The sequence below is a fragment of the Vibrio fortis genome (assembly GCF_000695685.1).
Lineage (GTDB): Bacteria > Pseudomonadota > Gammaproteobacteria > Enterobacterales > Vibrionaceae > Vibrio > Vibrio fortis_A.
Genome location: NZ_JFFR01000023.1, coordinates 1 through 12293, shown reverse-complemented (window position 1 = coordinate 12293; position 12293 = coordinate 1). Strand labels below are relative to the sequence as shown.

Genomic DNA, 12293 nt, shown 5'->3' with positions numbered 1-12293 from the left:
AAGACCTTGTGGTGTAATGTTGCCAATATTGTACATAAAAACAGTTCTCTCTAAATAAGTAAAATGCACTTCGATCCTCCTTTAGAGTCTGCGACTCTTATAAAACGCTACAAACGTTTCCTGACGGATATCAAACTTCCTGATGGTAGTGAACGTACTATCCACTGTGCCAACACTGGCGCGATGACAGGTTGTGCTGAGCCGGGAAACATCGTGTGGTACTCAACCTCTGACAACCCTAAGCGAAAATACCCAAACAGCTGGGAGATCTCAGAAACAGCACAAGGCGATCGAATTTGTGTGAACACTGCCCGCGCTAACCAATTGGCAGTGGAAGCGATTGAAAATGGCGCTATAGTTGAACTTTCAGGTTATCAAACGCTGCGCACCGAGGTTAAATATGGCAGTGAGAATAGCCGGATAGACATTTTGCTCGAAGATGAAGCCAAAGCGGATTGCTATATAGAGGTGAAAAGCGTCACTCTATTGACAGATGACCCAAGTGTTGGAAAGGGACAAGGCTACTTTCCAGATGCCGTTACCACTCGTGGTCAAAAGCATCTGCGTGAACTCACAGAAATGGCAGAATCTGGTCAAAGAGCAGTACTTTTATTCACTGTTTTACATTCAGGTATTGAAAAAGTCTCAGCGGCACACCATATAGACGCCAAATATTCATTATTACTAAAACAAGCACAAGACGCTGGTGTTGAAGTTCTCTGTTACAAAGCTGAACTCAACAATACTCAAATGGAATTGAATCAAGCGGTTGAATTCATCGCTTGATTCGCAAAGTGCGGAACTCTGCACATTGATAACAAGTTTACATTTGAGTGTTTGCCACCATTCGTTCTTTCTGCTATAGATACCCGCCTTAAAATTAGCTGCTTTGCAGTTGACTAGGTGTAAATAGGAGATGCTGTATGCCAGAATCTAAGAAAAAAGCGCTAGGCATCCTAGCAATCGCAGGTGTTGAACCATATCAAGAAAAGCCAGGTGAAGAGTACATGTCACCTGAGCAAATGGCTCATTTTACAAAGATTTTGGAAGCTTGGCGCAACCAGCTCAGGGAAGAAGTTGATCGTACTGTTCACCACATGCAGGACGAGGCAGCAAATTTCCCAGACCCAGTTGACCGCGCTTCTCAAGAAGAAGAGTTCAGCCTAGAGCTACGTAACCGTGACCGTGAACGTCGTCTAATCAAGAAGATTGAGAAGACACTAGACAAGATCGAAGAAGACGATTTCGGCTTCTGTGACTCTTGTGGTATCGAAATCGGTATTCGTCGTCTTGAAGCTCGTCCGACTGCTGATCTTTGTATTGACTGTAAAACACTTGCAGAAATCAAAGAGAAACAGATGCAAGGCTAATCCTTGTTGATGTGAAGAAAGGGAGCACTCGCTCCCTTTTTTATTTGGTCTTTTATTCCCCATACAACCATTACTTAGGCTTTTACTATGAGTTATATCGGGCGCTTTGCACCTTCTCCCTCTGGCCCTCTTCATTTTGGCTCGCTTGTGGCTGCACTCGGTAGCTACTTTCAAGCAAAATCACAAAAGGGACAATGGCTAGTTCGCATGGAAGATCTCGATCCACCGCGCGAAATGCCAGGAGCCGCCGATCTTATATTAAAAACCTTAGAGACTTATCAGTTGCATTGGGATGGCGAGGTCATATATCAGAGTCATCGACACCCGGCTTACCAGGCACAGATTGAACAGTGGCTTACCGAGCAGCAAGCTTACTACTGCGAATGTACCCGCAAGCAGATAAAAGCCCTAGGTGGCTTCTACAACGGTCACTGTCGTCACGCAGCACTAGACGATAATGGTGAACGCGCGGTACGCCTAGTGATGAACCACCCCGTTGAGTCATTTGAGGATATTCGCCACGGCACCATGAGCATTCCAGCCGAACTCGCCAAAGAAGACTTTATTATTAAGCGTCGTGATGGCTTATTCGCCTACAATCTAGCGGTGGTGCTGGATGATATCGCTCAAGGGGTTACAGAAGTGGTGCGAGGAGCTGACTTAATCGAGCCCACAGGCCGTCAAATCAGCCTCTATAAAGCCCTAAATCAGCCACAGGTGAGTTACCTCCATCTGCCTCTAGCGACCGACGCTACGGGTAACAAGCTCTCAAAGCAGAATCATGCAAAGGGTATCGACTTAGGCAACCCAAAACCGGCACTGCTGAGTGCAATGCGCTTTCTCGGTTTCACTTTACCTCTCGACATTGAGCAAGGTTCTTTGAGCGAGATTTTGGCTTGGGGTTGCCAGCATTGGCATATCCATCAGCTACCCGATACACTGCATAAAGAGCACCGTGATTGACACGTTCGCGGCATGAAATCGTATAAACGACACATAAAAATGCCATAACCCTTAGGTGTGTATAAGCGGACAATGTTCTCAAATGGCTTCCGCTAGGCTATTATTAGCCGCAATTAAACTCTGCACTACCACTTTGGACTAAGAGAAAAGCAAAGTTGGCGATACCTACTTTGTTGTAAACTAATGAATACAAACGACAATACCCCTAGCGAACAACGTGGATTCCACGATTTAGCTCTGAATATTTACACTCGACAAGAGCACAATATTTCACGCAAGCAGATCAGTGATAACGCACTAAAAGTGTTATATCGCCTGAATGGTGCGGGTTTTGACGCATTCCTAGTCGGTGGTGGTGTGCGAGATTTACTGCTCGGCTCACAACCGAAAGATTTCGATATCGCGACTAACGCGACGCCAGAGCAGATCAAAAACCTATTTAGAAACTGCCGTCTTATCGGTCGTCGTTTCCGTCTTGCGCACATCATGTTTGGTCGCGACATCATCGAAGTAGCAACTTTCCGTGGTCACCACCAAGAGCCATCGAAAAACGTATCAGCTCAATCTAAAGAAGGTATGTTGCTGCGTGATAACGTCTACGGCAGCGTCGATGAAGATGCAGAGCGTCGTGACTTCACCATCAATGCGATGTACTACAACATTGCAGACTACAGCATCCACGATTACGCAGGTGGTGTGGAAGACTTAGAAGATCGCTTGATCCGTCTGATTGGTGATCCAGAAACTCGCTACCGTGAAGACCCGGTACGTATGCTTCGTGCCATGCGTTTCTCTGCGAAGCTAGATTTCGACATCGAAGAAGACACGGCCGATCCAATTGAAGAGTTAGCTCACCTGCTAAAAGACATCCCAGCAGCTCGTCTTTATGAAGAATCACTGAAGCTTCTTCAATCAGGCTACGGTCTTGAAACTTACCACCTAATGCGCGAATACAATCTGTTCCAACAGATGTTCCCAGCGGTGGCTGAATTCTTTACTGAGGACTACTCATCTCAGACAGAACAGATGCTAGACTTGGTGCTCGATTCTACTGACTTACGCATCGAAGATGGCAAACGCGTTAACCCAGCCTTTATGTTCGCGGCTATCTTGTGGTACCCGATGAACAAACTGGCAGAGAAACTGGCCGATGAGCTTGGTCTTTCTCAATATGACGCCATCATGGAAGCAAGCAACGTGATTCTTGATCAACAGGTTAAGAGTATTGCAATTCCACGCCGCCACACGGCGACTATTCGTGAAGTATGGCAGCTGCAGCTTCGCCTACCTCGTCGCAACGGCAAGCGCGCTCAACGCCTAATGGAGCTCAACAAGTTCCGTGCTGGCTTTGACTTCCTTGAGATGCGTGGCGAGATCGAAGGTGGTGAAACCCAAGAACTTGCTAAATGGTGGGAGCGCTACCAAAGCGCAGGACGCAACATGCGCCAAGCGATGGCAAACGATGTGGCTCCACCATCTAAATCTGGTCATCGACGCCGTAAGACTTACCGCAACAAGAAAAGTAAGCAGTCATCATGATCACAGCGTACATCGCGGTCGGCAGCAATCTTGCCGACCCTGTGAGCCAAGCAAATTTGGCTATCGAAACACTAAAAAGCCTACCGCAATCAAAGTTTATTGCGACCTCTAAGCTATATAGTAGCACTCCAATGGGGCCGCAAAATCAACCAGATTACATCAATGCGGTGGTTGCTATTGAGACCGAATTAACGCCTATTGAACTGCTTAATTGCACCCAAGCGATTGAGCAAGAGCAAGGGCGTGTCCGTAAAGATGAGCGTTGGGGACCGAGAACCTTGGACCTAGACATCATTTTATACGGCAATGAGGTGATCGATTCAGAGCGCTTAACCGTTCCTCACTACGGAATGAAAGAGCGAGAATTCGTTCTTTACCCGCTAGCTGAAATCGCACCAAGTTTACAACTCCCTGATGGGACTGAGCTCAGTGAACTGCTTAAAGTAGTCGACAAAAACGGGCTCAATGTTTGGCAAAAATAAGCCAAACGCATTAAGGAAAACCAATGAAAAAAGTAACCATTAACGACCTGATCAAGTGCAAACGTGAAGGCCGTAAATTTGCAACGTCAACGGCTTACGACGCAAGCTTCAGTCAACTATTCGAAAGCCAAGAGATCCCTGTACTTTTAGTCGGTGATTCACTTGGTATGGTGCTACAAGGCCAAACTGACACACTGCCCGTTACCGTAGAAGACATTGCTTACCACACTCGCTCAGTACGTGCAGGTAGCCCAAACTGTCTGTTGATGGCTGACATGCCATTCATGAGCTACGCAACACCTGAGCAAGCATGTGAAAACGCGGCGACGATCATTCGCGCTGGTGCCAACATGGTTAAGATTGAAGGTGGCAGCTGGCTGGTAGATACAGTGAAAATGCTAACAGAGCGCGCTGTACCGGTTTGTGCACACCTAGGTTTAACGCCTCAGTCTGTGAACATCTTTGGTGGTTACAAGGTACAAGGTCGCGATGACGATCAAGCGGATAAAATGGTTGCAGACGCATTAGCTCTACAAGAAGCTGGCGCGCAAATCGTCCTGCTTGAGTGTGTACCGGCTTCATTGGCAAAACGTATTACTGAAGCCTGTGATGTACCCGTAATTGGTATTGGCGCGGGCAATGTGACCGACGGTCAAATCCTAGTTATGCACGACATGTTCGGTATTTCTGCGAACTATATGCCTAAATTCTCTAAGAATTTCTTAGCGGAAACGGGCGATATGCGTAAAGCCGTGGCAAAATATAAAGAAGATGTTGAGAGCGCACGTTTCCCTGATGACGCTCACACAATCGCTTAGGAGTTAGTATGCAATCTTTCGCTGAAGTAGCGGCTCTTCGTGAGCAGATTAAGCAGTATAAACGTGATGGACGCACTGTTGCTTTCGTTCCTACTATGGGCAACCTTCATGAAGGTCACCTTACTCTAGTAAGAAAAGCGCGTGAACTGGCTGATATCGTTGTGGTTAGTATCTTCGTTAACCCAATGCAATTTGACCGTGCAGACGATCTAAACAACTACCCTCGTACTCTAGAAGCTGACTTGAGCAAACTAACTGGCGAAGGTGTTGAGTTGGTCTTTACACCAACACCAGAGATCATGTACCCAGCAGGTCTTGATAAGCAGACTTTTGTTGAGGTACCTGGCCTTTCTCACATGCTAGAAGGGGCTTCTCGTCCTGGTCACTTCCGTGGTGTAGCAACGATCGTAACCAAGCTGTTCAACATCGTTCAGCCTGACTTTGCCTGCTTCGGTGAAAAAGATTTCCAACAGCTTGCCGTTATTCGTCAAATGACGACCGACCTTGCACTCGACATCGAGATCGTGGGCGTACCTACGGTACGTGAGATGGACGGTTTAGCAATGAGCTCTCGTAACGGCAACCTCACAATTGATGAACGCCAACGTGCACCTGTACTGGCTCGCACTATGCGTTGGATCAGCAGTGCCATCCGTGGTGGACGTGATGATTACGCGTCAGTTGTGGAAGATGCGACCGACCAACTTCGCGCTGCAGATCTACAGCCGGATGAGATCTTCATCTGCGATGCTAAGACTCTGCAAGCCATCACTTCTGAATCCACTCAAGCTGTGATTCTTATGTCTGCATTCTTGGGTAAGACACGTCTTATCGACAACCAAGTTCTCGACTTGGTAACAGAGACCAAAGAAGAAGTGAAAGAAGAAACCGCTGAGTAGTTAACGGTTTCTTAAAAGCAAAATACAAAAAAGGTCGATGTTATACCGACCTTTTTCTTTATCTGTAAGCTCAGTGGTGTAAAGACTAGCTACGTAAGCCAATGCCCTTTGTTACTAAGTAATGTGCAACGCCATACAGCACCACAATAAACACACCTAGTACACCAAACGAGGTCGCAATACCCACATCAGACACTCCCAAGAAGCCGTATCTGAATGCGTTCACCATATACACAATCGGGTTCAGCTTAGATACACCTTGCCAAAAATCAGGTAGTAGACTGATTGAGTAGAACACCCCGCCAAGATAAGTTAGGGGCGTTAGGATGAAGGTTGGAATGATTGAAATATCATCAAAGGTGCGCGCAAATACCGCATTGATAAGACCACCCAACGCAAATACCACTGACGTTAAGAACACAGTCGCAATGATTACACCCCAATGGTCAACTTGCAGGTCAACGAAGAACAGCGACACAAAGGTAACAATAGCGCCAACTAGCAAGCCGCGCACAACCCCGCCCATTACGAAGCCTGCGATAATCACATAGTTTGGTACCGGAGCGACCAAAAGCTCTTCAATGTTCTTTTGGAACTTAGCACTAAAGAACGAAGAGGCAACGTTCGAATAAGAGTTGGTAATCACCGACATCATGATAAGGCCCGGCACGATGTATTCCATATAGCTGAAGCCGTTCATCTGGCCAATGCGAGAGCCAATCAGGCTACCGAAGATGATGAAGTACAAGGTCATGGTGATCGCAGGTGGAACCAGAGTCTGAACCCAGATTCGGGTAAAGCGGTTCACCTCTTTGGTGAGCAGACTACAAAAAGCCGTCCAATACAGTTGATACATCTTACTTGCTCCCCTCACGAACGATACTCACAAACAGCTCTTCCAAACGGTTCGCCTTGTTACGCATCGACAATACTTTGATACCCTGCTCTGTTAGCTGGCTAAAGATGGTATTCAACCCTAACGTCTTATCAATCTCGATCTCTAGAGAACCATTCACCATCACTTGGCTATTGACGCCTTGCAGCGTCGGCTCAGATACGCCCTCTTCCAAATCAAGGATGAAGGTTTCAACGCTGAGCTTATTCAACAGCGACTTCATCGTCGTGTTCTCAATCAACTCACCACGATTGATGATGCCGATGTTGCGACACAGCATCTCGGCCTCTTCTAGGTAGTGAGTGGTCAAGATGATAGTGATGCCTTGTTTCTCGTTGATCTCTTGTAGAAATTCCCACATCGAGCGGCGCAGTTCAATATCGACGCCGGCTGTTGGTTCATCCAAGATTAGTAGTTGAGGCTCATGCATCAATGCACGGGCGATCATTAAACGACGCTTCATACCACCAGACAGGTTTCGCGCTCGTTCGCTACGCTTTTCCCACAGATCGAGCTTAGATAGATACTTTTTGGCACGCTCTTTGGCTAGTGACTTAGACACACCATAGTAGCCAGCTTGCTGAAGTACGATCTGCTCAACGGTCTCAAACTGGTTAAAGTTGAACTCTTGAGGAACTAAGCCAAGGTTTTGCTTCGCCAGCTCTAGGTCTTTATCGATATCAAAACCAAAGACATTCACCTTGCCTGACGTTTTATTTACCAGTGAGGAGATAACGCCTATCGTGGTCGATTTGCCCGCGCCATTCGGCCCAAGTAATGCGTAAAAGTCGCCTTTTTTCACCTGCAGACTGATGCCTTTCAAGGCCTCAAATCCACCAGCGTAGGTCTTTCTAAGTTGTTCGATTTCTAATGCGTACATGAAGATAACTTGCCATTTGCGATTAGTGAGTGGGCATGAGAGAAAAGATGACTTTATTCTCAGACACGTCCAATATACCAACAAGTCTATCGTCAAATGACGATTAAGACAAACTAACATTTCCAAATCTATAGAAACATTTATGGATACGGCTAAAACAAGATAAAAAAATACCGCTAAGTCATTAACTTAACGGTATTTTACAGCTAAATATTAATTTGTTTTTTACTAAGCAGAACCGAGCTCATGCTCATCACGCACCACGTAGTTGGTTGCCGCTCTTAGGGCTTCATAACGGAAGCGATAAGTATTCGATTCTGGCACCAGATCAATCACATGGAATTTCTCAAGCTGTTGGCGAGTATTGTCGTTTGGACACAACAGGTAGACCTCACAGTTGGCGTCTAGTGCATCCTTAATCGCATTCTCCAACGCTAGACCAACCGTGACATCAATCATAGGTACATCGGTGAGATCAAGAATCATCGCTTCATAGTCAGAGATACTGGTGTGCTGACGTGAAATCGCCTTAGAGACACTGAAGATCATTGGTCCAGACAGATAGAAGAACAGCACTTTACCATTGGCCATATCAAGCAAGCCACGTTCGCTATCCGATAGAGGCACATCATCTTCATCCGCATCACTGATCGCCTTCACTTGGCGCGCCTGCTCACGGCTCAATCGCTCAATGATGATGATGTTAGAGATAAAGACACCAAGACCTACCGCAACAATCAAGTCGACGAATACCGTTAATAGCATTACGCCATACATGATCGCCATACCCGCAAAGCTCACGCGGTGCGCACGCTGAATGAAGCTCCAGTCAAGGATATTGAAGCCCACATACACCGCAATGCCCGCCAGTACCGCCATTGGAATTGGTTCAGTCAAACCACCGGCAACCAGTACGACTAGCGCAAGTACTAACGCACGAATCACACCTGATAATGGAGATCGCGCACCAACCTGAATGTTGGTTACGGTACCCATGGTTGCACCCGCGCCTGGAAGCGCACCGAACAAGCCAGAAATCATATTTGCTAGACCTTGACCACGCAGCTCTTTATCCGAATCGTGCTCTTTACGAGTCAGAGAGTCACCAATAACGGCAGTCAAAAGCGTATCAATACAACCCAGAGTACCCAGCACCAATGCATCGATGACCATCTCGGTAAACATAGAAGCGTCAATGTGCGGCACAACCAGTGATGGTAAACCTGCCGGGATTTCACCGATACGGCGAATCGCTTCTGTATCAAACAAAATCACAGAAAGCAGTGTGACTGCGACCAAGGCAACCAATTGTGCGGGAACATACTTTCGGTACTGTTTAGGGAAGAAAAACAGAATACCGAGCGTTAGTAAGCCGAGAAACAGCTCGCTGAACTTCATATTCGCCACTGTGTCAGGCAGTGCCGATAAGGTACCCATTACACCACCCGCAGGTGCTGCGTGACCGAGAAGTGGCGAAAGCTGCAGAATGATAAGAATAACGCCGATGCCGGACATAAATCCGGAGATCACGCTATATGGCATCAAAGTTATGTATTTGCCTAACTTTAACGTCCCGAGCAATACCTGAAATGCACCAGCCATCATCACAACGGTAAAGGTCATTGCCAAGCCAGTCTCAGGATACTTGGCCATCATGCTGGTCAGTACCGCCGTCATAATCACTGTCATTGGGCCGGTTGGCTCAGAGATCAACGTATTGGAACCACCAAACAATGCGGCAAACAGGCCGACCATGATCGCGCCCCATAAGCCCGCTTCGGCGCCTGCACCAGAAGCAACACCAAATGCCAACGCTAAAGGTAGCGAGATGATGGCTGTGGTGACACCGCCAAACATATCCCCTTTGAGGTTGATATCTGCAAAACGACTTCCAAACAAAATACATCTCCCTGTGATGAGCTGACAAACCGTATCACTTTAACAAATGTATCAACTGCTCAGAAAGTGTTAATTCAATCACAATATTTATGTCTTATAACCGGATGATAGCTTTATGCCTAAGTTTATGATTTTACGTACTAGAACACGTCAGATGAGTACTTTTTGACGCACTTTTTACAAGATTGAATTTGTAACATTGTGTATAGTTAAGCATCTTAATAGAGGGATGTATGAAGCAAGATGCCAGAAATAAAACAGCTTTTTGAAAACAATTCCAAATGGTCTGATGAAATTCGCTCAGAACGACCAGAATATTTTACCACGCTTGAAGAGGGTCAAAACCCGGGGTTCCTTTGGATCGGTTGTTCAGATAGTCGTGTACCAGCTGAACGCTTAACAGGGCTCTATTCTGGTGAACTGTTTGTACACCGTAATGTGGCAAACCAAGTCATTCATACCGACCTTAACTGCCTGTCTGTTGTTCAATACGCGGTTGATGTATTGAAGGTAAAACACATCATTATCTGTGGTCACTATGGTTGTGGCGGTGTTAATGCGGCTATTGATAACCCGAAACTGGGCCTTATCAATAACTGGCTACTGCACATCCGTGATAACTACTTAAAGTACCGCAAAGAGATCGAAGCACTGCCACGTGAACAGTGGGGTGATAAGCTTTGTGAAATCAACGTTGCTGAGCAAGTTTACAACTTGGGTAACTCAACCATTATGCAGAGTGCTTGGGAGCGCGGCCAAGAGGTTGAAATCCACGGCGTTGTATATGGTATCGGTGATGGAAAACTGAAAGATCTTGGTGTGCGTTGTTCAAGCAACGATACTCTAGAGAACAGTCATTTAGAGGCATTAAACAAGATTCTAACCACGCCTCTTCTAAGCCAACAAGGTTAAGTACTTTCCTAACAGATACAAAAAAGCCCGCATCATGCGGGCTTTTTAATCATTCGAGTTCATCCAATCGATAATCTCGACGGTTACTCTTGAGGTACAACCTTACCAATGTATGGTAGGTGACGGTATTTCTGAGCGTAATCGATACCTACACCCACAACAAACTCGTCAGGGATCTCAAAACCGATCCAGTTTACTTCTACGTCAACTTCACGGCGAGAAGGCTTGTCCAGTAGTGTACAGATTCGTACTGACTTAGGCTCACGTAGGCTCAGGATCTCTTTCACCTTGTTTAGTGTGTTACCAGTATCGATGATATCTTCAACTAGCAGTACATCTTTACCTTTGATGTCATCATCTAGGTCTTTTAGGATGCGCACGTCACGTGAGCTTTCCATAGTGTTGCCGTAGCTAGAAGCTGTCATGAAATCTACTTGGTGCGTAAGGTTAATCGCACGCGCAAGATCGGCCATAAATACGAATGAACCACGTAATAGACCTACCAATACGAGATCTTCACTACCTTGGTAATGCTCAGTGATCTGTTTGCCTAGTTCTTGCACTCGATCTTGAACTTCTTGCTCAGAGATCATGACTTCAACTGTATGTTTCATACTGCTCTCATTTTATTTAGTGACTGCGACAAGTGTAGATCGTTTCATCAATAGTGCCGCTGATTTTCGAGCGTAAGTCTAGCACTGCTCAAATACCCACACCACCTCGTCTATCAATTTAAATCACAGTTCTCGCATCAAGAGTCGTATTCTCGGGTTTCGAGTTAGATCGCATTACAACGCCCTATACGGATCACGATTTATGTATCAAGTTTGATGCAATTGTCCATAAAACAAGCACAAATGATTGACCATTTGCATATGCACCATTACACTCATCTTGGCTTAAATAATAATAAAATCATTAATATAATATTTCGTTGGCAAGGAAAACATTATGGACTCAATATCTAAGAGACCTAGAACTAGGCTTTCACCCCTAAAAAGAAAACTTCAATTGATGGAGATTGCTCTTGAAGTATTCTCTCGTCGCGGCATTGGCCGAGGCGGACATGCAGATATCGCTGACATTGCTCAAGTGTCTGTCGCTACTGTATTTAACTACTTCCCAACACGTGAAGATCTGGTCGATGAGGTTCTAAACCACGTTGTTCGTCAGTTCTCGAACTTCCTTTCAGACAATATCGATCTTGATCTGCATGCGAAACAAAATCTGACTAACATCACCAATGAGATGGTTGCGCTTGTTGAACAAGATTGTCACTGGCTTAATGTTTGGTTCGAATGGAGTGCATCGACTCGTGACGAAGTATGGCCACTGTTCGTAACAACCAACCGCACTAACCAAATGCTGGTTCAGAACATGTTCGTTAAAGCGATCGAGCGCGGTGAAGTATGCGACCAACATGAACCGAAACACTTGGCGAACCTATTCCACGGTATCTGCTACTCGTTGTTCATCCAAGCGAAGCGTGCAAACTCAACTGAAGAATTGCACTCACTGACTGACAGCTACTTAAATATGTTGTGTATTTATAAGTAGATTCGAGATTCGAGAATGATGTGGCCCCTAAAAAGTAGACACAGGGGTTTAGTTGATTAGCTCAAAATCCATGGGGCTC

The 12293-nt window shown here is 45.9% G+C and carries 13 protein-coding genes; 9 read left to right on the top strand and 4 right to left on the bottom strand.

Going from position 1 to position 12293, the window contains the following annotated elements; genetic code table 11:
- Positions 1 to 63: 63 nt before the first annotated feature.
- From sfsA to panC, 7 genes are all read left to right on the top strand, one after another.
- Entirely contained in the window at positions 64 to 786 is a 723-nt protein-coding gene (sfsA, locus tag VFDL14_RS10540; RefSeq protein ID WP_032551505.1) for a DNA/RNA nuclease SfsA, read from the top strand.
- A gap of 137 nt (positions 787 to 923) precedes the next feature.
- Positions 924 to 1370: an RNA polymerase-binding protein DksA gene (gene dksA, locus VFDL14_RS10545; RefSeq protein WP_032551504.1), complete on the top strand. Its 447-nt coding sequence runs from the start codon at positions 924 to 926 to the stop codon at positions 1368 to 1370.
- 87 nt (positions 1371 to 1457) lie between these two features.
- Complete coding sequence (gene gluQRS / locus VFDL14_RS10550) at positions 1458 to 2333, top strand: tRNA glutamyl-Q(34) synthetase GluQRS (protein WP_032551503.1); 876 nt, start codon at positions 1458 to 1460, stop codon at positions 2331 to 2333.
- Between the two features lie 183 nt (positions 2334 to 2516).
- On the top strand, positions 2517 to 3872 hold the full coding sequence (gene pcnB, locus VFDL14_RS10555) for a polynucleotide adenylyltransferase PcnB (RefSeq protein ID WP_032551502.1): 1356 nt from the start codon (positions 2517 to 2519) through the stop codon (positions 3870 to 3872).
- Complete coding sequence (gene folK, locus VFDL14_RS10560) at positions 3869 to 4354, top strand: 2-amino-4-hydroxy-6-hydroxymethyldihydropteridine diphosphokinase (protein WP_032551501.1); 486 nt, start codon at positions 3869 to 3871, stop codon at positions 4352 to 4354. The genes pcnB and folK overlap by 4 nt, the downstream gene beginning before the upstream one ends.
- 23 nt (positions 4355 to 4377) lie before the next feature.
- Entirely contained in the window at positions 4378 to 5172 is a 795-nt protein-coding gene (gene panB / locus VFDL14_RS10565; RefSeq protein WP_032551500.1) for a 3-methyl-2-oxobutanoate hydroxymethyltransferase, read from the top strand.
- 8 nt (positions 5173 to 5180) lie between these two features.
- Positions 5181 to 6071, top strand: a complete 891-nt coding sequence (gene panC, locus VFDL14_RS10570; protein ID WP_032551499.1) for a pantoate--beta-alanine ligase — start codon at positions 5181 to 5183, stop codon at positions 6069 to 6071.
- An 85-nt stretch (positions 6072 to 6156) separates the two neighbouring features.
- On the opposite strand, the gene VFDL14_RS10575 is transcribed toward panC, so the two are convergent.
- The 3 genes from VFDL14_RS10575 to VFDL14_RS10585 all read right to left on the bottom strand — a co-directional run bounded on the left by VFDL14_RS10575 (position 6157) and on the right by VFDL14_RS10585 (position 9745).
- A complete protein-coding gene (locus VFDL14_RS10575; RefSeq protein ID WP_032551498.1) occupies positions 6157 to 6927 on the bottom strand; it encodes an ABC transporter permease in 771 nt (256 codons plus the stop codon).
- Position 6928: 1 nt separating this feature from the next.
- Positions 6929 to 7846 (bottom strand): ABC transporter ATP-binding protein, encoded by a 918-nt coding sequence (locus tag VFDL14_RS10580; RefSeq protein WP_032551497.1) that lies wholly within the window; start codon positions 7844 to 7846, stop codon positions 6929 to 6931.
- A gap of 228 nt (positions 7847 to 8074) precedes the next feature.
- A complete protein-coding gene (locus tag VFDL14_RS10585) occupies positions 8075 to 9745 on the bottom strand; it encodes a SulP family inorganic anion transporter (RefSeq protein WP_032551496.1) in 1671 nt (556 codons plus the stop codon).
- 243 nt (positions 9746 to 9988) lie between these two features.
- On the opposite strand from VFDL14_RS10585, the gene can reads away from it, so the two are divergent.
- Positions 9989 to 10657, top strand: coding sequence for a carbonate dehydratase (can, locus tag VFDL14_RS10590; RefSeq protein ID WP_032551495.1), 669 nt, complete (start codon positions 9989 to 9991; stop codon positions 10655 to 10657).
- 83 nt (positions 10658 to 10740) lie between these two features.
- On the opposite strand, the gene hpt is transcribed toward can, so the two are convergent.
- Positions 10741 to 11271 carry a hypoxanthine phosphoribosyltransferase gene (gene hpt, locus VFDL14_RS10595; protein WP_032551494.1) on the bottom strand — a complete coding sequence of 177 codons (531 nt, stop codon included), beginning with the start codon at positions 11269 to 11271 and terminating at the stop codon, positions 10741 to 10743.
- Between the two features lie 337 nt (positions 11272 to 11608).
- Between hpt and VFDL14_RS10600 the strand changes: the two genes are divergently transcribed.
- Entirely contained in the window at positions 11609 to 12214 is a 606-nt protein-coding gene (locus VFDL14_RS10600) for a LuxR/HapR/OpaR family quorum-sensing transcriptional regulator (protein WP_032551493.1), read from the top strand.
- Positions 12215 to 12293 lie beyond the last annotated feature (79 nt).